The 14,471-nt window shown below is 67.8% G+C and carries 12 protein-coding genes; 9 read left to right on the top strand and 3 right to left on the bottom strand.

All coding sequences use genetic code 11. From position 1 onward, the window contains the following. The first annotated feature begins 107 nt into the window (after positions 1-107). Positions 108-1,211, top strand: a complete 1,104-nt coding sequence (locus WMF34_RS05945) for a hypothetical protein (protein WP_437992682.1) — start codon at positions 108-110, stop codon at positions 1,209-1,211. 241 nt (positions 1,212-1,452) lie between these two features. Here WMF34_RS05945 and WMF34_RS05940 read toward each other — a convergent pair whose 3' ends face one another. The 3 genes from WMF34_RS05940 to WMF34_RS05930 form a co-directional block, all read right to left on the bottom strand. Beyond that, entirely contained in the window at positions 1,453-2,433 is a 981-nt protein-coding gene (locus tag WMF34_RS05940; protein ID WP_437992681.1) for a serine/threonine-protein kinase, read from the bottom strand. Then, positions 2,414-2,698, bottom strand: a complete 285-nt coding sequence (locus WMF34_RS05935) for a helix-turn-helix domain-containing protein (RefSeq protein WP_437994618.1) — start codon at positions 2,696-2,698, stop codon at positions 2,414-2,416. The genes WMF34_RS05940 and WMF34_RS05935 overlap by 20 nt, the downstream gene beginning before the upstream one ends. A 368-nt stretch (positions 2,699-3,066) precedes the next feature. Next, positions 3,067-3,912 carry a hypothetical protein gene (locus WMF34_RS05930; protein ID WP_437992680.1) on the bottom strand — a complete coding sequence of 282 codons (846 nt, stop codon included), beginning with the start codon at positions 3,910-3,912 and terminating at the stop codon, positions 3,067-3,069. A 253-nt stretch (positions 3,913-4,165) separates the two neighbouring features. On the opposite strand from WMF34_RS05930, the gene WMF34_RS05925 reads away from it, so the two are divergent. From WMF34_RS05925 to WMF34_RS05890, 8 genes are all read left to right on the top strand, one after another. Continuing rightward, a complete protein-coding gene (locus tag WMF34_RS05925) occupies positions 4,166-4,399 on the top strand; it encodes a hypothetical protein (protein WP_437992679.1) in 234 nt (77 codons plus the stop codon). 8 nt (positions 4,400-4,407) lie between these two features. Continuing rightward, the gene (locus tag WMF34_RS05920) at positions 4,408-4,569 is read left to right on the top strand and encodes a hypothetical protein (RefSeq protein WP_437992678.1); all 162 of its coding nucleotides are present in this window, start codon (positions 4,408-4,410) and stop codon (positions 4,567-4,569) included. An 11-nt stretch (positions 4,570-4,580) separates the two neighbouring features. Continuing rightward, positions 4,581-5,021 carry a hypothetical protein gene (locus tag WMF34_RS05915; RefSeq protein ID WP_437992677.1) on the top strand — a complete coding sequence of 147 codons (441 nt, stop codon included), beginning with the start codon at positions 4,581-4,583 and terminating at the stop codon, positions 5,019-5,021. Between the two features lie 332 nt (positions 5,022-5,353). Beyond that, positions 5,354-6,517: a DNA cytosine methyltransferase gene (locus WMF34_RS05910; protein WP_437994617.1), complete on the top strand. Its 1,164-nt coding sequence runs from the start codon at positions 5,354-5,356 to the stop codon at positions 6,515-6,517. Next, positions 6,480-6,920 (top strand): very short patch repair endonuclease, encoded by a 441-nt coding sequence (locus WMF34_RS05905; protein WP_437992676.1) that lies wholly within the window; start codon positions 6,480-6,482, stop codon positions 6,918-6,920. The genes WMF34_RS05910 and WMF34_RS05905 overlap by 38 nt, the downstream gene beginning before the upstream one ends. Continuing rightward, the gene (gene drmD, locus WMF34_RS05900; protein WP_437992675.1) at positions 6,917-10,027 is read left to right on the top strand and encodes a DISARM system SNF2-like helicase DrmD; all 3,111 of its coding nucleotides are present in this window, start codon (positions 6,917-6,919) and stop codon (positions 10,025-10,027) included. The genes WMF34_RS05905 and drmD overlap by 4 nt, the downstream gene beginning before the upstream one ends. Further along, entirely contained in the window at positions 10,024-14,193 is a 4,170-nt protein-coding gene (locus WMF34_RS05895) for an Eco57I restriction-modification methylase domain-containing protein (protein ID WP_437992674.1), read from the top strand. The genes drmD and WMF34_RS05895 overlap by 4 nt, the downstream gene beginning before the upstream one ends. After that, a complete protein-coding gene (locus WMF34_RS05890; RefSeq protein ID WP_437992673.1) occupies positions 14,111-14,458 on the top strand; it encodes an O-methyltransferase in 348 nt (115 codons plus the stop codon). The genes WMF34_RS05895 and WMF34_RS05890 overlap by 83 nt, the downstream gene beginning before the upstream one ends. Positions 14,459-14,471 lie beyond the last annotated feature (13 nt).

Raw genomic sequence — 14,471 nt, 5'->3', positions numbered from 1 at the left:
CAAGCCTTACGAGGCTCGCTGGGCGATACCCGCCTTGCGACGAAGGTCATCGTTCGAGTAGGGTTCTACGCATGCGTGTGTCATGCATTGCCCTTGCAGGAGCGCTGTTGAGCGCTGGTTGCACCCAAGAGCCAGGTATCCTCTATGGCCCGTGCACGGATGAAGAGCGCGCCCACTATCCTGAGTGGTGCGAGAAATACGGCGGTCAGGGCGGCGCTGGCGGTCAGGGCGGCGACGGCGGTCAGGGCGGCGACGGCGGTCAGGGCGGCGACGGCGGTCAGGGCGGCGCTGGCGGCGAGGAGCACAGCGCGCTGTGCTCCGGCCAGTGCGTCTCCCCCGCCCCGCTCGGCTGGTCCGGCCCGGCGCTCCTCTGGTTCGGTCCGCCGGAGGCCACCCCCGAATGCCCCGCCGATGCGCCGACGATCGGGTACGAGGGCTTCGCTGATCTCCAGCAGGTGCCGAAGACGTGCCCGACCTGCGCGTGCGACCCGCCCGAGGTCTCGTGTTCGCTCCCCACCGCATGGGCCGCGTCGTCGTCCTCGTGCCCCGGCGATGAGCCCGATGCCGTCGCGACGCCGTTCGCCGCGCCCGACGCATGGGACGGCGCCTGCACCGCCGACGGCGCGATCCCCGCCGATCAGGACTGCAACGGCGAGCCCTGCGTGCAGTCGCTGACGATCGCGGCGCCCTCGATCACCGCCGGCGCGTGTACGCCGCGCATCGAAGTCCCGCAGCCCATCCCCCAGAACGCGCTCTGGTGGGCGACGCGCGCGAGGGCCTGCGTCGCCGGGGCGCACACCGCGTGCGCCGACGCGACCACGTGCGCGCCGGCAGCGCCGCCTGCGTTCCTGACCTGCATCTATCACGAGGGCGAAGCGGACTGTCCGGAGGGCTACGCCCAGAGGCATGTCTTCTACAAGGACGTGCTCGACGGCCGCGATTGCACCAGCTGTAGCTGCGGCGAGCCGACCGGTGCCTCGTGCACGATCATGGCGTCCGTGTACCGCGACGCGGCATGCACGGACCTGGTCGCGTCGACCCTCGTCGACTCGAGCATCCCGTTTTGCGGGGTGACGCCGCCCGGCCTCGGCCTGGGGAGCAAGTCGGCCGCGGTCGTGGAGGTGGAGCCGGGCGCGTGCGCACCGCAGGGCGGCGAGCCCGTCGGGGAGATCCAGCCGGCCGAGCCGTCCACATTCTGCTGCATCGCCTGAGCTCGCCGGAGCCGCCGCCGCGCGGAACCTGGAGCTCACGCGCGCCAGGGTCACGCAGCTCCTCGACCTCCTGCTTCTCGCCCCGGACCTCCAGGCACGCATCCTCGAGCTCGAAGCCCTCGACGGCGCCGAGCCAATGGCCGAGTGGCCCCTTCGGGCGGTGGCTCACGCCGGGGTGTGGGCCGAGCAGCGGGCGGCGTGTGATAGGAGCGCTACGCGAGCATCAATGCCGCCATAACGACTACCGCTTCTTGAACCGCCCGTCACGGCCGCGGTAGCGCTCAGCTGCCGGATCCCACGTGGAACTGCCTCCAGAGAACAGCGCCGCGAGGCCGGCCACCGCGAACCCGCCAAAGACCAACGCAGCGAGGCCGCCGCCGCTTCCAGACCCAGCCGGTGCAGCCGGTGCCGGATGCCACGCTTGGACCGGCGGGCCGGGCGCGTGACGCGGCTGGATGGGCCTCGCGACCAGAGGCGTGACGGTGCGCGGCATGAGCTGTGTGAGCATCGACACGGCTTCACGTGCAGTGGGGCGGCTCCACCAGTTCCTCGTCGAGAGCCGGTCCGCGACGAGCAGAGCCTGCTGCCCGAGGGCCGCGATGACGCCATCAGGTCGGCTCAGGATCAGTTCGCGCAGGATTCTGCCGAGCGCGAAGACGTCCGACTGCGGAAAGGCGAGCCCCTGGTACTGCTCGGGCGCGGCGTAACCTTCAGTGCCAACGAAGCCGCGCGCCTGGACGAACTCGGTGAAGGTCATCGTCGCCGCGAGGCCGAGATCGCTCAACAACAGGCGCCCACCGGCGTCGACAAGAACGTTACCCGGCTTGACGTCGCGGTGGAGGACGCCGTGCTCGTGCAACTCGGCGAGGGCCACGGCGATCCTGCGCGTGGCGTCGATTGCCTCCACAACCGTGAACCCACCACGTCGTTCGACTTCCTTCGCGAGGGACCCGCGCGGCATGTACTCCATGACGACGAACGGCTTCTCTACTTCGAAGTTCCACGTGACGATGCGCACGACGTGGTCGCCAGCGACGCGCACCTGCCGCTCTGCCTCCTTGATGAACGCTTCGCGCGCGTAAGGGTCCCAGGTCTCGCGCAGGAACTTGCCCGCGAAGACGCTGCCCGTGGCGCGCAGACGCAGCAGATAGACGTCGGCCTGACCTCCATGGCCGAGGGAGTGTCCGAGGTCGAAGATCAGCTTAGGTTTGTGGACGTCCATCCGTGCGCTCCAGCTCGGTAAGGGTTCGAACAACAGCAAGAGGAACGCCGCCTGCGCCACGCAGCGCCTGAACGACGTGCACCGGGGGATGCGCGTGGAGCGCGCTCTCGAGCAGTGAGAGGAGGACGGCGCTGAGGCCCGTGGGCGTCGAGCCGTCGTTCTCCCACTTGTTGACCGACACGAAACTGAAGCCCAGCAGCGAAGCGAAAGCTTGCTGGGTCATGCCGAGCTTCGATCGGAGCGCTTTCACCGATGGGGAACGCATCTGCATCGGTTTATACACGGCTTTATATCGCCGCACAAGCCCATCCTCGCTTAACGCCGTCGGTCCCAACCTCAGTCAGCCTGTGCAGGATGGGGATGATGGAACCGGTTCGGTTAGCCCGTCGCGAGCTGCACTTCTACGGGAAGCGGAGGAGGCACGGAGATCGGCCCGAGGGGGAGCTTCATCTCGTCGGCGACGAGCCTGCCGCGGGTGCGCGCCCGGTACCCTGGGGGTGGGCTCGAGGTAGCGCTATCGCGGCCGAAGGCTGCGAACCGCAATGATGGATGAGAGCGGACACGCCGCGGAGCGCAGTTTCCGCGCGGACGGCGAGCTGGCCGGGATGACGACGGCCGAGCGCCGGCCGATGTCTAGGAGGTCGCGGGCGCCGGGGTCCCAGGCGCGGGCGCCGCTGCCGGCTTGCCGTTGGCCTGGCCGGCCTCGGTGGCCTTGCGGGCCTTCTCGCGCCGCGCCGCCGCGCGCCGGCGCCGCTCGTAAGCGCTCGTCACCTCGCGGGCGATCTCGGGGTGGCGCCGGAAGACGTGGGCCGCGGTCTTCCGGATGGCGCTGACGCGCCCGACCATGAGGTGCAGCAGCTGGTTGCGGATCGTGGTCGCGGCGGCCGAGGCGCCGGCCTCGGGGGCCGCTTCCAGCGCTCGCCGTTGCAGATCCTCCGCGAGCTTCCTGGCCTCGGCGATGAGGCGCACGTCGAACGCCTCGTCCGCCTCGACCAGGCGGTCCTTGAGCGGCTCCGCGAGCCCCGCGTAATCGCGGAGCGCCTGGGAGAGGGCGCTCGATCGCTGGCCGTCCTGCGCGTGGAACTCCTTGATGCGCGCGAGCTGCGCGTCGGCGGGCTCGTCGACGTCGTCGTCGAGCAGGAACTCGAGCGCCGACTCGATCTCATCGACGACGAACCGGGCGCGCTCGCCGAGATCGGCCACGGCCGGATCGACGATGAGGAGCAGCCGCGTCTGCGCCTCCTGCACGGCGTGCACGATGGAGAGCAGTTCCTCGCCGCTCGATGCGGGCAGGCGGCTCTTGACCCGCTTGAGGCCCGGGCGATCGCCGTCGGGCTCCCAGTACTTCTTCACGAACGCCGCGGCGGCGACCGCCTCGCGCACGGCGATGTCGTACGGAATGTTCAGCGGGTTGTCGGTCCGCCCCAGCTCGGCGGCAGCCTTGACCCAGCGTTCGAAGTCCTTTGCTTGCTTTGCCATGATGATTGCCTGACCCCTCCTCCTGCGACCCGCGCCCCTCGAGGCACGACGCAAAGCGGCAAGGATGAGCTCGGCCGTGGGGACGTCCAGCACGGAGCAGGATCTGGACACGGGTGGGGGGAGCCGGGAGGCGAGGCGGCGGGGTGGGATGTCCAGATGACCCCGCCCCCTGTCCAGATGGGCGGGCGGGACGTCCAGATGACCTCACCCCCTGTCCAGATGGGCGAGGGGGGATGTCCAGATGGATCGGGGCGTGTCCAGATGGGCTAGGGGGCGCGAGCGGCCCAGGGAGGCGAACGGCGGGGGCGGCATCGATGCGCCAGACGGCGTCGATGCGCCACACGGCGTCAGTGCCCAACGCGCGGGCGAGCTCGCCGAGGCCGGGCTGCGCGTCGAGGCGGATCGAGTCGTCGCCGCCGAGCGCAAGCTCGCCGAGACCAAGCGCGACCTCGGCGACCTCGAGACCGCCGACGCGGAGGCGACGTGAATGTGTGGATGCTCGGCGCGCTGCGCGACTTCGCGAACGTGTGGGGCCTGATGACGCCCGAGAACCGCGGACGCCTGCTGCACGCCCTCGTCGCGGCGGTGCGCGTGAAGGAGGATACGGGCGTCGTCGAGGTCGAGCTCGTGAACTTCAGCGCGGGTGCCCGCTCGTAGGAGGCCGCCGCATGGCGAGCACCCACTCGCCGACGCCGCAGGATTGCCATGTCTTCACCGGCACGCTGTTCCGCCGCCGCAGTTCGCGCGTGCTCCTCACCGAGCAGCCGCCGCCCTCGAAGCCCGAGCCCGTGCGGCGCCCCGCCAAGGTCGCCCGGATGCATGTCCGCTCGCACCCCCTCCAGGGCGGCATCGATCGGGGGCTCGTCGCCGATAGGTCGGCCGTAGCGCACAAGCTGGGGCTCACGCGCGCCAGGGTGACGCATCTGCTCGACTTGCGCTTCTTCGCTCCCGATCTCCAGGCCGCCGTCCTGACGCGCGAAGCCGTCGACGGGGCCGAGCCGATTACCGAGCGAACACTCCGGGCCGCGGCGCACGCTGGGATGTGGGCCGAGCAGCGAGCGGCTTGGGGGCTCCACGATGATCCGACGAACCCGACCCGCTACCCATGAAACCAGGTAAAACCAGATGGAACCGATTGAACCCAGCCTTGCCTCGGTGATACCCTTGCGGCGCGGTCGGTAACGGTTCGAATGTTCAGGAGAATGCACCCCGAGAGGGAGATCCCGGATGGACGATCGATGGCTCTCAGTCGGCGAGGCGGCCTAGTACCTCGGGCTCGCCAGGGCTACCGTCTATGGATGGATCACGAACAGGGGCCTTCCCAGACACCGCATCGGCCGCGTCTAGAAGTTCAAGCGATCCGAGGTCGACGAGTGGCTCCACCAGGGAAAGGCCGCAAGCGAAGAGACGCACGAATACGGCGAGTGTGGTGACAGAGGAGATGGAGAAGAAGGCACGCACGACGACGACGAACGGACGGCCCCCGCAGCCCGAACAGGACGTCGTGTGCGTGGACCTCTTCTGCGGAGCAGGTGGGCTGACCCACGGGCTCCTCAATGCTGGTGTGCGCGTAGTCGCAGGCGTCGACTTCGACGAGGCGTGCAAGCACCCGTACGAGGCGAATCACGAGGGTGTCGCGTTTCATCGGTACGACGTCGCCAAACTGGAAGCATCCGAGATCGAGCGTTGGTTCGGTGATGCCGCCGTCCGCGTACTCGCGGGCTGCGCACCTTGCCAGCCCTTCTCCACCTACTCGAACCGCTACGACACCATCGGGACCGAGCGCTGGAGCCTCCTCAACCACTTTGGCCGCCTCGTGGAACAGGTCGAGCCTGATGTCGTCACGATGGAGAACGTCCCCGCCGTGACGAGGCACGCGGTGTTCGACGACTTCGTCGCGACGCTCGAACGCCAAGGCTACGACGTCTGGTACGACGTCATCGACTGCGCCAAGTACGGCCTCCCGCAGCGTCGTCGCCGCACCGTCCTCCTCGCGTCACTGCACGGCCCGATCGAGCTGCGCGCGCCAAACGAATCGGGGACCAAGACCGTCGCGGACGTCCTAAAAGGACTCCCCATCCTGCGGCATGGCCGCAGTGATGCCGAAGACCGTTTGCACACTTCGGCTCGCCTCTCACCACTTAATCTCGAGCGCATCAAGGCTTCGAAACCCGGCGGCTCGTGGCGTGACTGGCCGAAGCATCTCGTTGCCGAGTGCCACCGCAAGAACACGGGAAAGACGTACCCGTCGGTCTACGGCCGCATGAAATGGGACGAGCCCGCCCCCGCGCTGACCACACAGTTCTACGGCTTCGGAAACGGCAGGTTCGGGCATCCCTCTCAGGCCCGCGCCCTCTCGCTCCGTGAGGGTGCGATTCTTCAAGGCTTCCCGCAGGACTACTCCTTCGTTCCCGAGAGGGAGCCGGTCCGATTCGAGGTCCTCGGGCGCCTCATCGGCAACGCTGTGCCTGTCGACCTCGGACGCGTCATCGGAGAGAGCATCATCGAGCACGTGAAGAAACACGTCGGCCAGGCCTCGCCGTCGACGAACCTCCGCAGGGGGCGGAATGGCTGCGAGCACACGGGTAGCGCCGTCCACTCCTGAAGCGAGTCTCCGCATGCGGCGGGTTCGGCAGAAGAACACTTCTGCAGAGTCGGCGATTCGTAGCGAGCTCCATGCCCTTGGCCTCCGCTACCGCATCCAAGTCCCTGTCTTGACCAAGCCGCGCCGGGTCGCGGATGTCGCGTTCGTTGGGCCGCGCGTCGCCGTGTTCGTCGATGGCTGCTTCTGGCACGGCTGCCCCCAGCACGCAACGTGGCCAAAGCAGAATGCAGAGTTTTGGCGCGCGAAGATCCTTGCGAACCAGGAACGCGACCGTGACACGGACGCGCGCCTGCGCGCCTACGGCTGGGAGGTGGTGCGGGTCTGGGCGCACGAGAGGCCGCACGAAGCTGCATTGCGGATCGCCCAAGTAGTCCGCAGACGCAACGCGAAGGGGCACGCATGACAAGTCGACTCGCCACCGAAACTTCTGTGCTGTCAGCGACTGCGCCCGAGCCTGGGCATCTCGTCGAAGTTCGGCGCCGCCAGTGGTTAGTCTCGGACGTCGACGCGTCGGCGGTCTCGCCCGAACTGCCGAAGCGAAGCCTCGTGAAGCTCGCGTCGATCGACGAGGACGCGCTCGGCGAGGAGATCGAAGTCCTGTGGGAGCTCGAGCCCGGCGCCCACGTCATTGAGCGTGCGGGCCTGCCGACCCTCTCGGCGCTCGACGACCCGTCGAAGCTCGAAGCCTTCCTCGACGCCGTCCGCTGGGGCGCGGCGACCAACGCCGATCGCGGCTACCTCCAAGCGCCCTTCCGCAGCGGCGTGAGCATCGAGGACTATCAGCTCGATCCGCTCGTGCGCGCGATCGACATGGCGCGCACGAACCTGCTGATCGCCGACGACGTCGGCCTCGGCAAGACCATCGAAGCCGGGCTCGTCATCCAGGAGATGCTCCTTCGCCACCGCGCGCGGACCATCCTCGTGCTCTGCCCCTCGTCGCTACAGGAGAAGTGGCGCTCCGAGATGGCCGAGAAGTTCGGCCTCGAGTTCCGCATCGTCGACACCGAGTTGGTGAAGCGCTCGCGGCGTGAGCGCGGCCTCCACGCCAACCCGTGGACGTCGTTCCCGAGGCTCATCGCTTCCATCGACTGGGCGAAGCAGGGCGAAGGCATTCGCCTCCTGCGCGACGTGCTCCCGCTGCAGCCGACATTCCCGCGCCGCTTCGACATGCTCGTCGTCGACGAGGCTCACAACGTCGCGCCCACCGTTGGCAAGTACGCCGTCGAGAGCCTGCGCACCCGCCTCGTGCGCTTGCTCGCTCCGCACTTCCAGCACAAGCTCTTCCTCACGGCGACGCCGCACGACGGCTACACCGAGTCGTTCACGGCGCTCCTTGAGCTGCTCGACGACCAGCGGTTCTCGCGCAACATCCTGCCGCCCGAAGACCAGCTCGCGCGCGTGATGGTGCGCCGACTCAAGAGCGACCTCGTCGACGCCAAGGGCAAGAAGCTCTACCCGGTGCGCCGACTCGAAGCGCTGAACGTCGAGTACACCGCCGAGGAGCGCGAGGCCCGCCAGCTCCTCGAACAGTACATCGCGAGCCGCGAGAAGCAGGACGAGCGCGAGGGGGCTGCCTCGCACTTCGTCCACCAGCTCCTGCGCAAGCGCCTCGCGTCGTCGCCCGCCGCGTTCATGGCAACGCTCGCGCGGCACACGGCGACCATTGAGGGCAAGGGCGAGGCACGCCGCTCCTCGGGGCTCGACGAGCGCATTCTCCGGCGCGCAATCGCCAAGACCGAAGAGGACTACGCCGATGACGACACGCGCGAGGCCGCCGAGTCCGAGGCCATCGAAGAGGCGAGCCGTCGGCTGCGCCCGCTCTCGGCCGACGAGAAGAAGCTCCTCGGGCGCCTGCGCTCATGGGCCGAGCAGGCCAGCCACAAGGCCGACTCGAAGGCCGAAGCGCTCATCCGCTGGCTCGAGCAAACCCTCCGCTCGAAGGGCGCGTGGTCGAACGCGCGCGTCATCCTCTTCACCGAGTACCGCGCAACGCAGAAGTGGCTACACGAGATCCTCGCCAGCCACGATTTCGGCGGCGACCGGCTCGCGCTGCTCTTCGGCGGAATGGACCCGAAGGAGCGCGAGAGCATCAAGGCGGCCTTTCAGGCCGACCCTCGCGAGTCGCCGGTGCGCATCCTGCTGGCGACCGACGCGGCCTCGGAAGGCATTGACCTGCAGAACCACTGCAACCTGCTGGTCCACGTCGAGATTCCCTACAATCCGAACGTGATGGAGCAGCGGAACGGCCGCGTGGACCGTCACGGGCAGAAGCAGAGCGAAGTCGTAATCTGGCACCCCGTCGACGCAAGCGGCGGGCACGGCGACGACATCCTCCGTGCGCTCCGCAAGCTAGACGCCATGCGTGCCGACATGGGCAGCGTGAACCCGGTCATCGCCCCGCAGTTGCCCGCGCTGCTCGAAGGCCGCCGCCGCGAGATCGACACCGGCCTCGCCGAGAAGCGCATCGAGCGAGCGCGCCGCTATGTGAAGGCCGAGCGCGAGCTGCGCGAGCGCATCGCCAAGCTCCACGAGCGGCTCACGACGACGCGCAGCGAGCAGCACCTCACGCCCGATCGCATCGAGCGCGTGGTGCGCGTCGCCATCGCGCTCACCGAGAAGCCCGACCTGACACCAGCGAAGCTGCCCGACCTCCCCGGCGCCCGCGTGTTCCAGATGCCCGCGCTCGCAGGCTCCTGGTCGCGGTGCCTCGACGGGCTCGAGCACCCGTACACGAAGCGCATCCGCCCCATCACCTTCGACCACGAGGTAGCCAAGGGGCGCGACGACGTGGTGCTCGTCCACCTGAACCATCCGCTCGTGCAGATGAGCCTTCGGCTGCTGCGCGCCGAGGTGTGGGCCCGCGACGACGTGAAGAAGCTCCATCGCGTCACGGTACGCACGCTGCCCGACGCAAAGCTCGATGGTCCCGCCGTCGCGGTGGTCTCGCGCCTCGTCATCACCGGAGGCAACCACCACCGCCTCCACGAGGAGCTCACCGAGGCGGGCGGCTACCTGCGCGACGCGGGCTTCAAGCGCGAAGACGGTATCACTAAGCTGCGCGCCTGGCTCGACTCGTCGGCGCCCGGCACCATCGACGAGTCGCTCTTCGACGCTGTCCGCACGCGCTTCCAGAAGCACACCGAGGCCGTCTTGAGCGCCGTCACGACGCGCTCGAAAGACCGCCTCAAGGTGCTTGGCGGCACGCTCGAGACGCGCAAGCGCCGCGAGATCCAGGACATCACCCAGCTCCTCGACGACCTCGCCAAGAATCTCGAAGCCGAGTTGAAGAGAGAGGAGCCGAAGCAGCTCTCGCTCTTCTCCGAGGACGAGCGTACGCAGCTTCGGCGCGATCGGCTCGCCCTTGAAGCGAGGCTGCGGCGCATCCCCGAGGAGCGGGAACGCGAGCGCCTCGCCGTCGAAGAGCGCTACACCGGCCTCGTCGACCACACGTTCCCCGTCTCGGTGATCTTCCTGGTGCCCGAGTCGCTCGCCAGCAGGAGGAAGTCGTGAGCGCCAAGCACGAGTGGCTGAACCTGCTCGAGGTCTCGGGCCCGTTCCTGGCTGTGCCCGTGCTCCGCGAGGTATTCCCGCAGGGACTCGAAGAACTCGACACCTCGCGCGCCAAGCGGCTGCGCAGCGCTTACGAAGAGTGGCGCGACGCGGTCGATGGCGACGACGCCGACCGCGACAAGCTTCACGCCGCGTGGATCGACGAGGTGCTGCGCACCGCGCTCGAGGCCGACGACCAGTTGCTGAAAACCGGCAAGGATGTGCCGGCGTCGGTCGCCGAGCTGCCGGAGCACGACACGACCATCACCCCCGAGCTTGTCTTCGTCGATCCGACGCATGGCGGGGCGGTGCGCGCGCTCATCCACATCTTCCCGCCCGACACCGATCTCTCGGCCTCGGTGAAGTTCGGCGGGCTCTCGTGCTCGCCCGGCGACCGCATGGCGCTGCACCTGCGCGCGCTGAACGAGCCCTTCGGCCTCGTCACCAACGGCGAGCGCTGGATGCTGGTCCACGCGCCCACAGGCCAGGTGGCGACCTTCGCGAGCTGGTACGCACGCATCTGGGGCCAGGAGCCCGCAACGCTTCGCGCGTTCGCGTCGCTGCTCGGCGTGCGCCGCTTCTTCGCGCCGGAGCAGGACCGGCTCCCGATGCTCTTCGAGCGCTCGCTGAAGCACCAGGACGAGGTCACCGACGCCCTCGGCGATCAGGTACGGCGCGCCATCGAGGTGCTGGTGCAGGCGCTCGACCGCGCTGACCAAGATCGCAACCGCGAGCTGCTGCGCGACGTGAAGCCCCAGGAACTCTACGAGGCGGGGCTCACCGTGATGATGCGGCTTGTTTTCCTCCTCGCCGCCGAGGAGCGCGGACTCCTGCTCTTGGGCGAGCCCCGGTACGACTCGTTTTACGCCGTCTCGACGCTGCGCATGCAGCTCCGCGCAGAAAGCGACGAGATCCTCGAGCGGCGACGCGCCGCGTGGTCGCGGCTGCTCGCGGTGTTCCGTGCGGTCTTCGGAGGCATCGACCATCCGACGCTGCGACTGCCCGCGATGGGCGGCTCGCTCTTCGACCCCGACCGCTTCCCCTTCCTCGAAGGACGCCTCAAGGGCACGTCCTGGCGCCAGCACCGCGCCGAGCCGCTGCCCATCGACGACCGCACGGTGCTGCTGCTCCTCGAAGCCATCCAGACCTTCGAGGGGCGCACGCTCTCCTACCGCGCGCTCGACGTCGAGCAGATCGGCCACGTCTACGAGGGTCTGCTCGAACGCACCGTCGCACGCGTCGACGACGTGACGCTGGAGCTCGAAGCAGGCGCGCAGGCCAAGGACGCGCGCGTCACGCTCGGCGAGCTGGAGTCGGCGCGCCTCGACGGCAAGGCCGACGTAACCAAGCTGCTCGTCGACCGCTCGAAGCGTTCGCAGTCGGCCATCGAGAAGGAGCTCGCCGCCGAGGTCGAGCCGCAGCAGAGCGCGCGCCTGCTCTCGGCGTGTCGCGGCGACATGAAGCTCCGCGATCGGCTCGAGCCCTATGTACGGCTGCTCCGCACCGATCCGTGGGGTTACCCGCTGGTCCACTCAAAGGGCGCGTTCGTCGTGGTGCTCGGCACCAATCGGCGCGAGACCGGCACGCACTACACGCCCAAGAGCCTCACCGAGCGCATCGTCGAAGAGACGCTCACGCCGCTCGCCTACGACGGCCCCGCGAAGGGTGCGCCGCGCACCGAGTGGAAACTGAAGACGCCCGACGAGCTCCTCGACCTCAAGGTCTGCGACCCGGCGATGGGCTCCGGCGCGTTCCTCGTGCAGGCGTGCCGCTTCCTCAGCGCGCGCCTCGTCGAGGCGTGGGCCATCGAAGAGGGAGCGGGGCGCGTCGTCGACCTCACTGGGCAGGTCCACGAGCCGCGCACCAGGGTCGAGAGCATACCGCCCGGCGTCGAGGTGCGCGCCGAGAACGCGCGGCGCATCGTGGCCGAGCGATGCCTCTACGGCGTCGACCTGAACCCACTCGCCGTCGAGCTGGCGAAGCTCTCGCTGTGGCTCGTGACACTCTCGAAGGGGCGGCCCTTCGGCTTCCTCGATCACAACCTTCGCCGCGGCGACAGCTTGCTCGGCATCAGCCGCCTCGATCAGCTCACCGAGCTGACGCTCGCTCCGTCGTCCACGCGGCAGAGGCGCCTGTTCGGCAAGGCCATCGAGCGCGCGGTCGCGGAGGCTGTCGAGCTACGAGGCAAGCTGCACGAAATCCCGATCCGCGACATCCGGGACGTCGAGGCAATGGCTACGCTCGACGCCGACGCGCGCAAGAAGCTCGAAGCCGCCGAGCTGCTCGCCGACGCGTTCATCGGCGTGGTCTTCGCAGCCGTGGGTGCGGAGGTCGTCGAGACGCGGCTTGCAGCGCTCGCGGCGGAAGCCGACCGTGTTTTGAAGGGCGACGCACGCGCGACCGAGGCGATGGCCAAGCGCGCGGCCATTGACTTGTCGAGGGACTCGCCGAGCGGAGGACCGCGTCGTCCCTTTCACTGGCCGCTCGAATTCCCCGATGTCTTCCACGGCTCGCTGCCGGGCTTCGACGCCATTATTGGCAACCCGCCGTTCCTTGGCGGCAAGCGAATCGGTACCGTCCTGGGGTTTGCCTTCAACGATTTCCTTGCGGCGATCCATCGACCGGCGAGCAAGAACACCGACCTGGTGGCCCACTTCTTCCGCACTGCGTTCGAGCTCCTGCGCGAAGGTGGAGCGTTCGGCCTGCTTGCCGTAAACACTATTGCTGAGGGTGACACTCGCGAAGGCGGCCTCGGGTGGCTGACTCAACAAGGAGCCATCATCTATTCGGCATACCCGAACGAGCCCTGGCCAGGAACCGCGGCCGTGGTTACGAGCTGCGTCCACATATGCAAGGGAGAGTGGGCAGGCGAGCGAAAGCTTGGGGGTAGTCCGGTCCGCAGCGTGTCGGCTCAACTGTCCGCCGGAGACGACTGGGCTCCCAAACCGCTCACTGCCAACGAAGGAATGATGTTCATTGGCTCCTTCGTAAACGGGATGGGATTCATCCTCACCTCCGACGACGCGCGGCGCATGGTTGAGCACGACGCGCGGAACTCAGAGGTGATTCTTCCCTATATCAATGGTGAAGATCTCAACTCTGACCCACTGCAACGTGGGAGCCGGTGGGTGATCAACTTCTGGGATTGGTCCCATGAAAGGGCCGCGAGCTACACAGCGCCGTACGCCTGGCTGCGACAACATGTCTATCCGGAGCGCCTCGAGAAGAGCGCCGAGAAGTCATACCGTAATATCATGTCCATGTGGTGGCTTCACTGGAATGCTCGACCGAGCCTCTATCACGCGCTCGGTCGCGGTCGGCTTTTTGAACGGCATCCAAGTGGATGGGCCCCGGAGGCACCTCCACCTGCAAGGGCACTGGTTGTTGCTCGGGTGAGCATGTGCCTTGCATTCGAGCTAGTGGCTCCAGATTCAGTGTTCTCTGAGCAGGTTGTCGTCTTCGCGCGCGGAACCTACGCCTATTTGGCACTCCTCCAGTCCACGCCCCACGCCGTCTTCGCCTGGCAACACTCATCGACGCTGGGCGCCGCGCTCCGATACAGCCCCACGGACGCATTCGAGACATTTCCATTACCTCCAGACGCCATGGTACGCGAGGGATCCCTGCTGTCGAGGCTAGGCAAGTCGTACCACCAGCTACGCACCGGAATCATGCGCGCCGAACGAATCGGCCTTACCAAGTGCTACCGCCGCTTTCACGATCCCAGCCACGGCGACGAACGCATCCATCAACTGCGTGACATGCATCGCCAGATCGATGAGGAGGTCATGGCAGCCTACGGATGGGGCGACGTGACCTTGGAGCACGGCTTCCACGCGGTGGCTTACCTCCCTGGGAACGACCGGACCCGGTTTACAATCTCGGAAACAGCGCGAGCCGAGATTCTACGCCGCTTCGCGGCCCTGAATCGCCAGCGGTACGATGAGCAGGAAGCCAACCCGGCGCCGCACTGCAGGAAGCCGCGCGCCACGAAGGGCCGCGCGAGAGCAACGCCCGCCGAACAAGGCTCGCTCGCCCTGGTCGATGCACGCGGCGCTCAGTCCCCCACGAAGACCAAGGCCGCCGCCTCGCAAAAGAAGGCCAGCACACGGAGGACCAGCCGATGAAATCCAGCAGAGACACCGCAAAGCCGGTCCCGACGGCATTGAGAAGCTCGTCAGGAGCTGGGAGTTCTACTCGACGACCGATGCCCCACACAGACTCGATTTGCCAGCGCTGTCCTCACTGGAGCGGCTGACGATGGAGTCGAGTCACAACGCGCGCCGTAAATTGGGGTTCGACTTGCCGAGCTCAGACATGGGCGAAGATCCCTTCTACGTTTACAAGAAGTTCTACGGGCTCTATTCATACTTCTCGCGCGTGGAGCTGTAGGCACATGAGGTTC

The sequence above is a fragment of the Sorangium sp. So ce145 genome (genome assembly GCF_051525985.1).
Classification (GTDB): Bacteria; Myxococcota_A; Polyangia; order Polyangiales; family Polyangiaceae; genus Sorangium; species Sorangium cellulosum_B.
Note: the sequence above shows the minus strand (reverse complement) of the source record. Positions and strands in the feature narration are given on the sequence as shown.